Genomic DNA, 12998 nt, shown 5'->3' on the forward strand with positions numbered 1-12998 from the left:
GTGTATAGAATTGTATTTTGTGCACAACACTTTTGCTGCCACAGCGAGTAGTCTGTACCACGATGGTTGATTCAATGGCCGAGCAACTCCGGTCAGATATGCAGTGTGAGGATCTCCTGGCCTGTTTCCACGGCCTGAAGCCGCTTGATCGGGAGTGTTTTCAGGCGTTCGTGACGGCCGAGAAGCCGCTGACGGTCGATGAGGTTGCCGACGCTGTCGATCGGGAGCGGTCAACCGCCTACCGGTCGGTACAGCGACTGCTACAGACCGGGTTCCTGGAGAAAGAACAGATCAACTACGACGCCGGCGGCTACTACCACGTCTATATCCCAACCGACCCTACCGTCATTGCCGACGAGATGCAGCGACTCCTCAACGACTGGTATGCCCAGACCGGCCAACTGATCCAGGAGTTCGAGGAGAAGTACGCTGACGCCACGCCGCCCACAGCCGAGATAGAATCCTGAACGCCCGGCAGCGACCCTCACACCACAACCACGGGCGCACAACCTGGCCAGCGCAATCCCCGACCCGCAACGAGATCGATCACAGACCCATGGATCCGCATATCGCCATCGTCGATGCCTCACTCGGCGAGACACCGGCCGAACGAAACCTGACCCGCGAGATCGACGCCGAGACGGCGGTCTACAAGGCCAGCGAGGGCGAGCGGCCGCCGATGCCGGGGCACCGCGATCGAAGCTACGACGCTGTCGTCATCAGTGGCTCCCAGACCTCGGTCTACGATGACCACGACTGGATTCACGAGTTGACCGCGTGGGCTCGTACCACACAGCGGGCGGACGTGCCGATGCTCGGGGTGTGTTGGGGCCACCAGTTTCTTGCCCAAGCCTTTGGGGGGCGGATCGTCGATATGGGCGCGTATGAGATCGGCTACCGATCGATCGACCAGCGCGGCAACGACCCGCTGTTTGCCGGCATCGACTCGCCGATGACGGCGTTTGAGACCCATTCGGATCGTGTCGCCGAGCTGCCGGCCGGAGCCGTCGAGTTGGCACGCAACAACTACGGGGTACAGGCGTTCCGACTGGGGGCCAGCTACGGGGTTCAGTTCCACCCGGAGTACGACCGCCAAACAGCCGAGTGGATCCTTGACTCAAAGGATCTCGACGAGGAAACACACGCGGACGCCGCCGCAACAGTCACCGACGACGCTATCGCCGCAGCCACCGAGGCAGCCGGCGTGTTTGATACCTTTCTCGACATCGTCGCCGACCACAGCCGCCAGCCTGGTCGGTCGTGGTAGCTACTGGACAGATTCGATCACGTTCGTCAACTGGGCCGCGCTCTTGACACCGACCAGACGCTCGGCCGGCTGTCCGTCGCTGAAGACGACCATCGTCGGGACGCCTTGGACGCCGTGCTGTTGGGCGAGTCGCTGATGGCGGTCGATATCGACCTTTGCGACGGCGGCGTCCGTCTCGGCGGCAACCTCCTCGACGATCGGTTCAAGCTGTTGACACGGGCCACACCAGTCCGCATAGAAATCGACGAGGACGACAGCATGTCGGGCCGTTACCTCGTTGAAATGGTCAACACCGTCAATATGGATCGGTGTCTCCGGGGCGGCGTCTGAACTCACATCGGTGTCGGCATCGCTCGACGGCTCGCCGTCTTGGAGGCTTTCCATCAGTTCCTGTCGCTTCTGTTCGCGGATCTCCTCGATCGAATCAGCGTCGCTCATCACCGTTGGATAGGGGTTTATGATATATTATGTTTGTGCTCAAAACATGCAAGATAGTGTTAATGAGAAATAGCCAAACAGGTGCATAGCCGGATTTAAAGCCATAAAATGACTCAACGGCGAGGTTATACCGGCTTAGTTGTGCGCGAGTGGTGAAACACAGGGACTAAGTCAATCCACGGTCTTGTATAGTGTACGCATGTCTGGAGTCGCAATCATCGGTGGTGGCCCGGCTGGGTTGAGTGCAGCGATCTACACGGCGCGTGCCGACAAACGGACGCTCGTCTTCGATGACGGCGGCGGCACGACGCGGGATGTCAGCCGGATGGAGAACGTCTACGGGTTCCCCGATGGCGTCACCGGCCCGGAGTTGGTCGAAGTTGGCCAGGAACACGCCGAAAAGTACGGTGCCGAGCGGATCAGCGAGGAGGTCGTCCATATCGAACGCACCGACGACGGCTTCCGCGTCGAGACGACCGCCGACGAGTACGCTGTCGACGGGGTGATCCTGGCGACCGGTGCGGATTACGAACGCCCGGCGATCGCCGATGTCGAGGCCTACGAGGGCCAGGGCGTCTCCTACTGTGTCGAGTGTGACGCCTACTTCTATCGTGATCGACCGGTTGCCGTCGTCGGCAACGGCAACTACGCCGCAACGGAAGCCCTGATGCTGCTGGATTACACCGACGATGTGCGGCTGCTTACCAACGGTTCCGACTTCGACGCTGATCCGGAGCTCCAAGCAAAAGTTGACGCCGCGGAGATCCCGGTTCGCACCGATCGACTCGATCGGCTGGTTGGCGACGACGGCTTAGAGGGAATTGTCACCACCGACGGCGAGACGATCGCTGTCGACGGGCTGTTTGTCGCCCTCGGGACGGCCGGCGGGACTGATCTCGCCGAGATGCTCGGGATCCCGGTCGACGGCGATGAGATCGTCACCGAACCGGATCAGTCGACGACCGTCGACCGCGTGTATGCGGCCGGCGACGCCACCGGCGGCCACCAACAGATCGCCACCTCCGTCGGCGAAGGGGCCCGCGCCGCGATCAACCTCTTAGAGGCGTTCCGCGGGGCTGACTACGTCGATTACAAGAAGGTACCAGCCTGATTGAGTTGCTGCTGGGAGGCAGCCATCTCACTCCGCGCGTGGGAGCGTCACGGCAAAAACCGCACCCTCGGGATCGTTGTCAGTGACCGACACCGAGCCGTCGTAGGTCGACACAAGCGTCTCGACCAGATAGAGGCCAAGACCGGTACCAGCACTGTCAAGGCCGGTTTCACCCTTCCCGAAGATTTCGGCCTTTTGATCGTCGGGAACGCCGGGGCCGTTGTCCGCGACCTGCACGGTCACCGTGTCGGCTTTGGCGGCGGCTGAGACCGTGACCTTGGGTACCGGCTTATCGTTGTGCTGGATCGCGTTTTTCAGGAGGTTCCGGAACACGGAGCCAAGCATCTCGTTTCCGGCGACGGTGGCATCCGGAATCCTGCCGTCAACGGTGATGCTGGCGGCGTCGTGTGCATCCCGGATGCTGTCGACCTCGCCGTCGAGAACCGGTCGCAGCCGAACCGTCCCAACTGAGGTGTCGGTATCGAGCAACACATCCGACATCTCGCGGGCGGTCTTCGTGAGTTCGATCGCGTGCTCCGCGCTTTCACGGATCGTCTGGACGTGCTCGTCGTGGTCGGCTGTGGCCCCATCTGTGAGCACATCGCTGTACGCTAAGATGAGTTGGAGGTCGTTGCGGATGTCGTGGCGAAGCACCTGGTTGAGCGTCTCAAGATCGTCGCGCTGGCGTTTGAGCCGCTGCTCGTAGGCGACCCGCTCGGTCGTGTCGATGAGGCTTTCGACCAACTGAACGACCTTCCCGTCGTCGTTGACGATCGGGGCGGCATGCACCTCATGGACGCGCTCGGTGCCATCGGCGTCGTAGTGGGTGTGCTCGACAGTCGTTGGCTCCCCAGTTTCAACGACCTCTTGGAGCGGACAGGGTACCGGATCATCCCCCTCGTCACACGGCCGGTCGCGGTCGTGAGTCACCGAGTAGCAGGTCGTGCCGGGATGGCCGTCGGCCAACGAGTTCGCGTGCTGGATGGTGTAATCGTCGACGTTGAGGACGTAGAGGGGATGGGGAACGGCTTCGATAACCGTCTCCATCGAGGCGGGCCCATCGTCGTCAACGACCGGGGTGGCTGTCTCACGGTCGTGGAACCCCCAGTGGGTGGCACAGAGCGTCCCGCTGTCGTCGTAGGTGGCCTGGCCGCGCAGCGAGATGGGAACCGTCCGCTCGTCGGCCGTGGTGAGGATGGCCGGGCGGTCGTCGACACGGCCCGTGTCGGCACACGTCGCCAGCGTGTCGGCGACGCTATCGGCTGGAACCGAGAGAATCGTCGTCAGATCGCGGCCGACCAGTGTGTCGCGGTCGATCTCAACACGGTCGATCAGTCGATCGTTGACGGCGGTGATCTCACCGTCGGGATCGACCGCAACGTACGGATACGGGATGGCAGCGGTTGACGACTCAACGGAACCAGCATCGCCGCTACACGTCGAGTCGGCCGTCTCTGTCATATTTGAACCAATGGTCGATAGAAAAAAGCAAGCGGCGGCTGTTCTCAGCTATCGGGAACGAGACGGCGAAAAACGGTCAAACGCCGGAACCCGCAGCCGGCTACCCGAGGAGGTAGCGCAGCCACGGTCGTTGCCTGACGAACTCGGTGTCCTCGATGACGCCGTCAACGCCGACCACGCGGCCAGCGGCGAAGATGCCGACGATGGCGAACAGGAGCAGTCCCATCAGATCGCCGTTGACGTAGCCGTGGGCCCAGTCGGCGTTCCCGAGGTAGAACAGCACCATCAGGAAGCCACCGAAGAAGGCGGCCAACCGCGTCAGCGCGCCGAGGATGATCCCAAGGCCGATGAGGAATTCCCCAAGTGGGATCATGACGTTGGTAACCTCAAGCAGCCACGGCGTCTCGGCGACGAAGCCGAAGAGCCACGCGATCGGGCTGTCGGCGTTGGCGAGGTAGCCCGTCGCGTCGAACGGTTCGCCGGCGACAAAGGCGAACTTCGTCCAGCCGGCATGGAGGAACCAGTAGCCGGTGATGAGCCGCACCGCCAGTAGTAGATAGGTCGCAGCCGATCCGGCATCATCGAAGGCATCTGTCCGGCCGAACAGCGACGTGGATTGTGTTGTTGTCATTGGGTCTCCCTCACAGGTACAGCTTCAAGCTGTATTGTATAAACGTACTAGACCGATTCCCGACAGATGGGAATATAGGCAACAGAACACAAATCGGCAGGAAACCGGCTGTACAGCGGAGTATCGCCACCCACAAAAAAATCAACCGCGTTTTTCCACATACATATAAGAAAAACGACTAATAGAACCGGTACGTATGCGTGGCTGGAAGGGCGGAAAGAAAGTATGGTGAAACCGGCAGCGATCAGTCTTCGAGGCCGAAATCCGCAAGCGAGTGGGTGTGGTGCCACATCGAGACGACCTCCTCAACGTCGAACGTGAGGACACCGTCGGTCAACTCGATCCGAACAGTATCATCGCTGATCTCCGTATCGTGGAGATGCATCTCCAGTGGCTCCTCAAACTCCGAGACGGCAAGCATCAGTTCACCTTTCGATTCGAGTTCCGCCTGTAGTTCGTCAGCTTCGACTACCATTGCAGTTACTCAAAGGGTATAGATAAAATAAACTCTTTTTTGCTTTCCCAAAAATATATTTTCGTCGTAACGTATTAGTATAGGAAGTAAGTCATGATATAAATATTCTTGTGATTTAGACACAAGACTATCTTTAGATTGCCGAGCACCGAGGTTGCCAGAGAGCAGTCGCCGGGGGGCGGACAGCGGGGGACACATCCCTGAGAGCCATCATGAAGAAGAGCAGCATTGCGACACCGGTTTCGAACGCATATGCCGGGCGAATCGACAGCAGACGGTGGAGTAGACAACACTCAGAGTCAGAACACGCCGGCAATGAAGCCAAGACCCATGATGATGAGCACGGCAGCGGAGACAACCGGGAGGTACGGCGTGTACTGTGAGACGGTCTCCTCGTGGTGTTGATAGCCCGCAATCAGCAGCATCGTCAACCCGACGATACCACAGATAACGGTTATTGCGTACGCGCTCATCAACGAGAGACAGTGATTCGAGCCAGCACAGAGGGCAATGATCTCGAACTCCTCCTCATGGGCGAACCCAAGCAGGAAGGCAAACCACGCAATCCCGAACAGTCCACGTTCGGCAACGTCAGTGGAGCCACTGTGAGTGTGTTCATCTCCACCGACGACCGGGAGCGCGCGTGTTAGCCGCGCAGTGAGGCCGTCGTCGGCCGGTGACTGTGAATGCTCATCGTGGGTGTCGTGGGTATGGCCGGCTCCGGCATGGCTCTCCGACTCGTGGGCGGAATGGTCGTCGTGGGCGTGTTCGTGACCGGTACTGCCGTGAGAGTGCCCGTGACGGTACTCCCGAATCCCAAGGCCAATGAGAAGTACTCCTGCAATCAGGCTGACCGGGCCACCGATCTGGACACCACCCAGCACGGTGAGTGGATCGTTGACCTGTGTGAGACTGAAGTAGGATTTCGCATAAAAGAACACGCCGACCATGGCAAGACTACTGATGAGATGCCCGACGCCGATAAGCAGACTCGCCGCCAAGCCGGAGAGCCACTTGTTCGTCTGATCCAACGCGTAGGAGGCGGCAACAGGCCATCCGTGGCCGGGTTCGATGCCGTGGACAGCACCGAGTGCGACCGAACCGAGTAGCAGGCCGACGGCGTCTCCTGGGATCATCGTCATATTCGTCGCTCGGCGAGAACGCCGAATAACGGTTGTTAATACCCGATCGGGGGGAACATCATACGCAGGCTCTTGTGTCCGGCTCTCGGAGGTGATCGTATGCGAACGAGTTTCAACATCCCCGATAGCGTTGTCGCGGAGTTCGATGAGGTCTGGCAGGAGGAAGGCTTAGATAACCGATCCCGGGCGGTACGTGAGGCGATCCAAGAGTATATCGAATCACATTCTCGACTTGAGAGACTCAGCGAGGACGTGATCGCGCTTATCGCCTTCGACTACCGTCACCACGAGGTGATCGAGGAACTCCACGGGGTGCAACACAGCTATCAGGACGTGATCAGCAATACGAGCCACACCCACCAAGGCGAGTGGTGTCTCGAATCCCTGTTTTGTCACGGAGCCGGTGGGCGAGTGCGAGAACTCACCTACGACCTTCGTGACTTCGATGGGGTAAATCGCGTGAAGCTCATGATTCTTCGAGACGAGTAGAGGGTTAGTATTGTAGTAATTCTCGATTCTATATAGACATACGCGCAGCAATAAGTATAGGATAAAAATGTATGGTAGTTGAAATCACGTTCTTACCGCGCTGAATCGATTTCCACGGATCGCTGTGTGTCGCCACATGAATTAATAATAACCAGTGCGTAGTTACTAATGTAGAGCAATGACAATACAACAAATACTATCGTCGGTGCAGACAGCACAGCGAACACACGCCACCCCTGAACGGGCAGTCGGAGTCGCCGGCGTTGTGGCACTTGGGGGGCTCTCCGTGCTCGCCTACAGCGTCGGGGTCACATGGAAGCTCCTGGCGATCTCGTGGGTGGCCTTCGCCGCGATGGCGATCGGCGCGCCACTGGGGGCGCGAACCGCCCAGACGGCCCAGCCCGTCGAAACCGTCTGGGGGTACGGTCTCGCCAGCGGCGCGATGGTGACCAGTGCCGCGCTGTTCCTGATTCCGCAGGCGCTCGGCCAACACGGGCGGTTTGGGAGCCTTGGGATCGCGGCCGGCTTCCTGGCTGGCTACGTCGGCCACGCACTCGGCCACCGTCTCACGCATCTCAACCTCCCGATCGAACAGACGGCCGCGGAGCTGACCGTCCATGCGCTGGCCGCCGGTGCGATCATCGGGGCCATCTACACCGCGATGCCATCGCTGACATCGATTCTCGGCGTCGCCCTTGTCTCACACAAGGCACCGGCCGGCTACGCCGCCGCCCGCCGGCTGGCTGACCGGGATCGGTCGGTCGTCACACTCCTGTTGCCGGCGGCGGCTGTCGGCCTGATCGCGCTGCCGGTCGGAATGACCGGGTTGTCGCCGTCGCCGATGCTACGTGGCCTCCTGTTTGGCTTCGGGGCTGGCGTCTTCCTCCATGTCGCCGTCGATCTCCTGCCGGAGTGTACCGCCGGCAGTGACACGTGCCCCGTCGACGCTGCAGGCGACAGCGACGCCCACCGCTTCCAGGATCGGCTGCGCACCCACGCCGCGGTGAGTTCACTCGGCGGGGCGGCAGCCGTCGTCGCTGCGTGGCTTGTCGTTGTCTAACCACCTGGACGGTCAGCGAGGCTCAGCAGGCTCGCCGGGGAAGTCCTGTTCGCCGGCCTCGATGCGGACATCGAGCCAGTTTTCCGGCGGAATCATCGGACACTCGTAGGCGTGGTTGTAGGCACACGTCGGATTGTACGCCGCGTTGAAATCGAGAATCCACCCGTCGTCGACGCGGTGGGTGTCAGGTTCGAGATCGAGATATCGACCCGCTCCGTAGGTCGTCTCGCCGCTCGTTGCGTCGCGGAACGGCACCCAGAAGCGGTCTGCCTCCCGATCCGGTCGGTACGCCTGCAGGGTATACGTTTCACCGTCGATCTCGAAGCTGAACGCGCCCCACCGGAGATACGTCTGTTCGCCGTCGGCTGTCGTTTCGACGGTGACCGATTCTTTCGTCTCGTGTTCCTCCAGCGGTAGCACGAAGCGATAGGCTGGATCGGGCTCGTAGTAGGCAAGGCCCGGAAACGACGCGCCGCGCTGCTCATCGGGCAGTGGCGATCTCGGCGAGTTCTTAAACTGATCGCGTTTGGCCTCGCGCTGCCGTCTGATGTTGTCGGCCCATCCCTCAGGCGGTGATTCTGCTTCCATACATCAATATTGTTTCTCTAACACAATAACGCTACTGGCAGTGAACCAGGATAGCCCGAGGCGGCTCCAGTGACGGCGGTTACTGTTCTGCTGTCACCGGTTCGGTGTCGGCGGCGTCGGCTTCGTCGTTGCCCACCGCGGCCTCGTAGCGGTAGTAGCCGCCGGTGAGGCTGCTCGCCTCGATGCCGTGTTCCGCGAGGATCCGGGTCGCCATGTAGGAGCTTTTACCGATCTTACAGTAGGTGAACACCTCGTCGTCGGGGTCGGCGTCGGCAGCCCAGTCCCGGAGTTTGCCGAGCGGAACGTTCTCGTCGCCGTCGATCCAGCCCTGGGCCTCGCGCATCTCGGGTGGGCGGGTGTCGATGACTGTCGCGTCGTCCTTCTGGTTGAGGAACTCATCCAGGTGGACGATGTCGGCGACGCCCTCCACGACGTTTGCGCCGATCATCCCCAGCATGTTGACCGGATCCTTCGCGGCCGAGTACGGCGGGGCGTACGCCAGATCGTAATCCCGAATATCGAAGACGGTGTCGTCGTGGGCGATAGCCGTCGCCAACACGTCAGTTCGCTTGTCGACGCCGTCCTCGCCGATGGCCTGGGCACCGAAGAGCGTCCCATCGTCGGGATCGAAGAGGAGCTTGAACTGGATCTCGGTCGCGCCGGGGTAGTATTCGGCATGATTCGGCTGGCTCGTATAGACTGCCTCGTAGGCCTGTCCGCGCTCGTCAAGTGTCGCGGCGGTGTCGCCGACGGTGCCGACATCGAGGTCGAACACCTTGGCGATCGCCGTATCCAAGACGGGATCGAGTTGGTCGTCGTGGCCCGCGATATCGTTGGCCGCGACGCGACCCATGCGGTTGGCCGGGCCGCCGAGCGGCACCCACGCGTTCCCGTCGGCGCGAGCCGCTGGGGGTGCGGCCGCATCGCCGACCGCATGGATCGCCGCCACCGAGGTTCGCATTCGCTCGTTGACGGCGATCGCGCCGCTGTCGTGGAGGTCGACGCCCGCCGATTCGGCCAGTTCCGTTCGGGGGGTGACACCGGTGGCGACGACGACGAGGTCGAAGGTGTGATTGCTGTCGTCCATCGTGGCGACGACCGTCCCGTCACCAGATTCGGTCAGGTCGTCGACGCCGGTTTCCAGTCGAAGGTCGATCCCTTCGTCGCGGAGGTGGGACTCGACCATCGCCGCCATCTCCGGGCCAAGCGTGTTCGGCATCACCTGATCGAGTAGCTCGGCGACGACCACGTCGTGGCCGGCTTCATGGAGATTCTCGGCGACTTCGAGCCCGATGTAGCCGCCGCCGATGACGAGTGCGCGCTCGGCGTCGGCGACCGCCTCGCGGATGCCTGTCGCATCCGAGACGGTGCGGAGAGTGTGACAGTGTTCCAGTTCGTCAAGATCGAACATCGGCGGCACGAGCGGTTCGGCGCCCGTTGCGACGACGAGGTCGTCGTAGGCGATCGTCATCGCCTCGCCGTCGGCGTCGGTGACCGAGACGGTGGCGGCGTCCGGATCGATCTCCGTCGCCGTGACGCCCGTGCGGATATCGAGATCGAAGGCGGCACTCAGCTGGTCGACACCCATCACCGCGAGCTGTTCCTCCGGGACGGTGCCGCTCAGGTGATACGGCAGCCCACAGCTCGCATACGAGACGTGCTCGCCCTGTTCGAGGACGATGATCTCGGCGGTTTCGTCGAGTCGTCGCAGCCGCGTCGCGGTGCTCATTCCGGCAGCGTTACCACCGACAATCACATACTGCTGTACCATGGGTGTATGGAGGGTACAAGACCGTATAAACATCCCTCGTTTTCCCAGCCAGAAGGAACACCGCAACCAACAGTCGAACAACCAACGCACGCCGTCCACCCTATCTCGACAGTTGTATTGTGGATTTTGTAAACATGTAATTTGCTATAGCCTCGTTATGAGACCGAAGAAACTGTTTTAGGGTTGCATAAACAAGATAGAATTGTATGATACGTACAACAGTGCTGGTCATCGGTGGTGGCGCGACCGGAGCCGGGATCGCCCGCGACCTCGCACTGCGCGGGGTTGATGTGACGCTTGTCGACCGCGATGGCCTCGACAGCGGGACGACAGACCGGTCACACGGGCTGCTCCACAGCGGCGCGCGCTACGCCGAAACTGACCGCCCGAGCGCCGAGGAGAGTATCGCTGAAAACCGGACCCTCAAAGCGATCGCCGGCGAGGCGGTACGGGAGACCGGCGGGCTGTTCGTCCAACTCGGCGACGACGACCCCGCGTACTTCGATCGGAAGCGCGAGGCCTGCGAGGATATCGGGATTCCAACCGAGGTCATCGACGGTGAAGCGGCGAAGGCACGCGCGCCGGGCCTCCCTGATGATGTCGAGCGGGCCTTCACCGTCCCCGATGCGATCACCTACCCCGCCCGTCTGGTTGCGATGAACGCGGCGGACGCCCGCGAGCACGGGGCAAGCATCTACCCGCATGCGCCGGTCGAGGAGATGACCGTCGAGAACGGCCGGATCACCAGTGTATCCGTCGGCGGGATGGTCAACGACGAGATCAGCGCCGAGTACGTCGTCAACGCCGCCGGGCCGTGGGCCGGCAAGATCGGGGCGATGGCCGGCGTCGACATCAACATGTTCCTCTCGCGGGGGGCGATGACCGCCGTCGCGTACGACGAACTCGACGTGGTGTTGAACCGCGCCCGCGAACCGAGCAACGCCGACATCGTCGTCCCACACGACTCGGAGGTGATCCTCGGGACGACGAGCGTGCCGATCGACGACCCAGACGACTACGACCGTGATTCCGCGGAGATCGACGAACTCCGCACCAAGAGCGCGGAGCTGTTGCCACCCGTCGAGAACGCGCCGGAACGACGGACGTGGTGGGGTGTCCGGCCGTTGTACGCGCCCGACGACGGGGCCGGTGACGGCCGCGATGTCTCACGGGACTTCTTCCGGCTTGACCACGCAAACGACGGGGTCGAAAACTTCGTCAGCGCGGTCGGTGGCAAGCTCACGACCTACCGGCAGATGGCCGAATCGACGAGCGATCTGGTCGCCGAGCGGGTGGGCGTCGACGCCGAGTCGACGACCGCCGAGCAGGAACTCATCGGCGCCGACGATCCCGAACTCCTCGATGCGTTCGTCGATGAGTTCAGCGCGGCCGGGATCGCCGACGCAGACACCGTCGCCACCGCGGATCGGCTGTCGCCGGCTGACGACTAAGCGGTCGGCGCGGCTGTCGTCGAGCTGTTAGAGAAGCAGAGGCGATTCAGACACGCAGTAGTCGTCCTTTTTCGAGACGGTGATCGAATAGCGACGCCGTTTGGAAGCGCAGCACAAAATAGTCGGTCTCCCGGCGGCGGCGATCCTGTTGCAACCGCTGGCAAAAGCGCGGTGGCTGGATTAGACCAGCAGTTGAATATCGGATTCGGCCATGTGCTGGAGCGCGGTGGCCGCGCCGACGCCGACGGTCACGTCGTCGTAGAAGTCGTCCTCGTCGTAGTCCATCAGCTCAATGGTCATCTGGCAGGCCTGGAGTTCGACGCCCTGCTCCAAGGAGAGGTCGATCAGTTCCTCGATGGTCGCCGTCCCGTTGTCGTCGATCCGGGACTGCATCATGCGCGTGGCGAGCCGATCCATCCCCGGCAGCGCCGCCAGCGCGTTCGGCATCGGCATGTTGGGGTTGCCGACCGCCGACAGCTGGAGGTTTTGTGACTTCTCCTCGTGGAGAATGTCGAGCCCCCAAAACGTATGGAAGACGACGACATCCCAGCCGAAGGCGGCAGCGGTGCTCGCCAAGATCAACGGCGGGTAGGCCATATCGAAGCTGCCCTGTGTCGCCACGATCGTCATCTTCTGTTGGTCGTCGTCGGCTTCGAGGTCGGCAACGGTCTCCTCTAGCTCCTCGACGCGGGCCTGGAGCTCGGCGGCGCTGAGTTGCGTTCCGTCGGCGGTGCTGGATGGCTCGGTACTCATATTAGGCCGTCTTCTCGACGTAGTGTTTGTACACGTCGCCGTCCTCGACCTGCTCTAAGAGCTCGACGCCGCTGGTGCCGGCGGCCCAGCCGTCGATGTCGCTCATGCTGCCCTTGTCGGTCGACAGCACCTCAAGAACGCCGCCTTCCGGCACGTCGTCGATGGCGGATTTTGTTTTGACGACCGGCATTGGACACGATTCACCCTTCACGTCAAGCGTCTCGGTAATGTCGTAGGTTACGCTCATGTGTGTGTGGACTCCGTTTGTATTGGAGTTACACTACAATATTGGAGCAGGATATAAAAGAATACCGATTAGTGTGCATCTCTCAAACTACTGCGGCCGTCACACCCACGCTTG

15 protein-coding genes are annotated in these 12998 nt (G+C 61.5%); 6 read left to right on the forward strand and 9 right to left on the reverse strand.

Annotated elements, in window-relative coordinates:
* Positions 1 to 62: 62 nt before the first annotated feature.
* Both HKK80_RS03075 and HKK80_RS03080 read left to right on the forward strand, forming a co-directional pair.
* Positions 63 to 467, forward strand: a complete 405-nt coding sequence (locus HKK80_RS03075) for a helix-turn-helix domain-containing protein (protein ID WP_411798146.1) — start codon at positions 63 to 65, stop codon at positions 465 to 467.
* An 89-nt stretch (positions 468 to 556) separates the two neighbouring features.
* On the forward strand, positions 557 to 1267 hold the full coding sequence (locus HKK80_RS03080) for a type 1 glutamine amidotransferase (RefSeq protein ID WP_411798147.1): 711 nt from the start codon (positions 557 to 559) through the stop codon (positions 1265 to 1267).
* Here HKK80_RS03080 and trxA read toward each other — a convergent pair whose 3' ends face one another.
* Positions 1268 to 1705, reverse strand: a complete 438-nt coding sequence (gene trxA / locus HKK80_RS03085; protein WP_411798148.1) for a thioredoxin — start codon at positions 1703 to 1705, stop codon at positions 1268 to 1270. It lies immediately after the preceding gene.
* Positions 1706 to 1904: 199 nt separating this feature from the next.
* Between trxA and HKK80_RS03090 the strand changes: the two genes are divergently transcribed.
* Positions 1905 to 2816, forward strand: a complete 912-nt coding sequence (locus tag HKK80_RS03090; RefSeq protein ID WP_411798149.1) for an NAD(P)/FAD-dependent oxidoreductase — start codon at positions 1905 to 1907, stop codon at positions 2814 to 2816.
* 27 nt (positions 2817 to 2843) lie between these two features.
* On the opposite strand, the gene HKK80_RS03095 is transcribed toward HKK80_RS03090, so the two are convergent.
* The 4 genes from HKK80_RS03095 to HKK80_RS03110 all read right to left on the reverse strand — a co-directional run bounded on the left by HKK80_RS03095 (position 2844) and on the right by HKK80_RS03110 (position 6519).
* Positions 2844 to 4277, reverse strand: coding sequence for an ATP-binding protein (locus HKK80_RS03095; protein WP_411798150.1), 1434 nt, complete (start codon positions 4275 to 4277; stop codon positions 2844 to 2846).
* A 100-nt stretch (positions 4278 to 4377) separates the two neighbouring features.
* The gene (locus HKK80_RS03100) at positions 4378 to 4908 is read right to left on the reverse strand and encodes a DoxX family protein (protein WP_411798151.1); all 531 of its coding nucleotides are present in this window, start codon (positions 4906 to 4908) and stop codon (positions 4378 to 4380) included.
* 244 nt (positions 4909 to 5152) lie between these two features.
* Positions 5153 to 5383, reverse strand: a complete 231-nt coding sequence (locus tag HKK80_RS03105; RefSeq protein ID WP_411798152.1) for a hypothetical protein — start codon at positions 5381 to 5383, stop codon at positions 5153 to 5155.
* 299 nt (positions 5384 to 5682) lie between these two features.
* Positions 5683 to 6519 (reverse strand): hypothetical protein, encoded by an 837-nt coding sequence (locus tag HKK80_RS03110; protein WP_411798202.1) that lies wholly within the window; start codon positions 6517 to 6519, stop codon positions 5683 to 5685.
* Positions 6520 to 6624: 105 nt separating this feature from the next.
* Here HKK80_RS03110 and HKK80_RS03115 point away from each other — a divergent pair, with 105 nt between their 5' ends.
* Together HKK80_RS03115 and HKK80_RS03120 are read left to right on the forward strand one after the other, a co-directional pair.
* Positions 6625 to 7014 (forward strand): CopG family ribbon-helix-helix protein, encoded by a 390-nt coding sequence (locus tag HKK80_RS03115; protein WP_411798153.1) that lies wholly within the window; start codon positions 6625 to 6627, stop codon positions 7012 to 7014.
* Between the two features lie 178 nt (positions 7015 to 7192).
* Positions 7193 to 8074, forward strand: coding sequence for a ZIP family metal transporter (locus HKK80_RS03120; protein WP_411798154.1), 882 nt, complete (start codon positions 7193 to 7195; stop codon positions 8072 to 8074).
* Positions 8075 to 8086: 12 nt separating this feature from the next.
* Here the strand turns inward: HKK80_RS03120 and HKK80_RS03125 are convergent, their stop codons facing one another.
* Together HKK80_RS03125 and HKK80_RS03130 are read right to left on the reverse strand one after the other, a co-directional pair.
* Entirely contained in the window at positions 8087 to 8662 is a 576-nt protein-coding gene (locus HKK80_RS03125) for a DUF1684 domain-containing protein (protein ID WP_411798155.1), read from the reverse strand.
* A gap of 79 nt (positions 8663 to 8741) precedes the next feature.
* Positions 8742 to 10433 (reverse strand): FAD-dependent oxidoreductase, encoded by a 1692-nt coding sequence (locus HKK80_RS03130; protein WP_411798156.1) that lies wholly within the window; start codon positions 10431 to 10433, stop codon positions 8742 to 8744.
* A gap of 206 nt (positions 10434 to 10639) precedes the next feature.
* Here HKK80_RS03130 and HKK80_RS03135 point away from each other — a divergent pair, with 206 nt between their 5' ends.
* On the forward strand, positions 10640 to 11884 hold the full coding sequence (locus HKK80_RS03135) for an FAD-dependent oxidoreductase (RefSeq protein WP_411798157.1): 1245 nt from the start codon (positions 10640 to 10642) through the stop codon (positions 11882 to 11884).
* A gap of 180 nt (positions 11885 to 12064) precedes the next feature.
* On the opposite strand, the gene HKK80_RS03140 is transcribed toward HKK80_RS03135, so the two are convergent.
* Both HKK80_RS03140 and HKK80_RS03145 read right to left on the reverse strand, forming a co-directional pair.
* Positions 12065 to 12637, reverse strand: coding sequence for a DsrE/DsrF/DrsH-like family protein (locus HKK80_RS03140; protein ID WP_411798158.1), 573 nt, complete (start codon positions 12635 to 12637; stop codon positions 12065 to 12067).
* Position 12638: 1 nt separating this feature from the next.
* Complete coding sequence (locus HKK80_RS03145) at positions 12639 to 12884, reverse strand: sulfurtransferase TusA family protein (protein WP_411798159.1); 246 nt, start codon at positions 12882 to 12884, stop codon at positions 12639 to 12641.
* Between the last annotated feature and the right edge of the window lie 114 nt (positions 12885 to 12998).

Source organism: Halonotius sp. F2-221B (assembly GCF_046719765.1).
GTDB lineage: Archaea > Halobacteriota > Halobacteria > Halobacteriales > Haloferacaceae > Halonotius.

Excerpts from the sequence above, each read along its gene's own strand:
- HKK80_RS03105 (WP_411798152.1), bottom strand. The coding sequence starts at position 5,383 with ATGGTAGTCGAAGCTGACGAACTACAGGCGGAACTCGAATCGAAAGGT.
- HKK80_RS03110 (WP_411798202.1), bottom strand. The coding sequence starts at position 6,519 with ATGATCCCAGGAGACGCCGTCGGCCTGCTACTCGGTTCGGTCGCACTC.
- HKK80_RS03095 (WP_411798150.1), bottom strand. The coding sequence starts at position 4,277 with ATGACAGAGACGGCCGACTCGACGTGTAGCGGCGATGCTGGTTCCGTT.
- HKK80_RS03100 (WP_411798151.1), bottom strand. The coding sequence starts at position 4,908 with ATGACAACAACACAATCCACGTCGCTGTTCGGCCGGACAGATGCCTTC.
- trxA (WP_411798148.1), bottom strand. The coding sequence starts at position 1,705 with ATGAGCGACGCTGATTCGATCGAGGAGATCCGCGAACAGAAGCGACAG.
- HKK80_RS03080 (WP_411798147.1), top strand. The coding sequence starts at position 557 with ATGGATCCGCATATCGCCATCGTCGATGCCTCACTCGGCGAGACACCG.
- HKK80_RS03140 (WP_411798158.1), bottom strand. The coding sequence starts at position 12,637 with ATGAGTACCGAGCCATCCAGCACCGCCGACGGAACGCAACTCAGCGCC.
- HKK80_RS03075 (WP_411798146.1), top strand. The coding sequence starts at position 63 with ATGGTTGATTCAATGGCCGAGCAACTCCGGTCAGATATGCAGTGTGAG.
- HKK80_RS03135 (WP_411798157.1), top strand. The coding sequence starts at position 10,640 with ATGATACGTACAACAGTGCTGGTCATCGGTGGTGGCGCGACCGGAGCC.
- HKK80_RS03125 (WP_411798155.1), bottom strand. The coding sequence starts at position 8,662 with ATGGAAGCAGAATCACCGCCTGAGGGATGGGCCGACAACATCAGACGG.
- HKK80_RS03115 (WP_411798153.1), top strand. The coding sequence starts at position 6,625 with ATGCGAACGAGTTTCAACATCCCCGATAGCGTTGTCGCGGAGTTCGAT.
- HKK80_RS03090 (WP_411798149.1), top strand. The coding sequence starts at position 1,905 with ATGTCTGGAGTCGCAATCATCGGTGGTGGCCCGGCTGGGTTGAGTGCA.
- HKK80_RS03145 (WP_411798159.1), bottom strand. The coding sequence starts at position 12,884 with ATGAGCGTAACCTACGACATTACCGAGACGCTTGACGTGAAGGGTGAA.
- HKK80_RS03130 (WP_411798156.1), bottom strand. The coding sequence starts at position 10,433 with ATGGTACAGCAGTATGTGATTGTCGGTGGTAACGCTGCCGGAATGAGC.
- HKK80_RS03120 (WP_411798154.1), top strand. The coding sequence starts at position 7,193 with ATGACAATACAACAAATACTATCGTCGGTGCAGACAGCACAGCGAACA.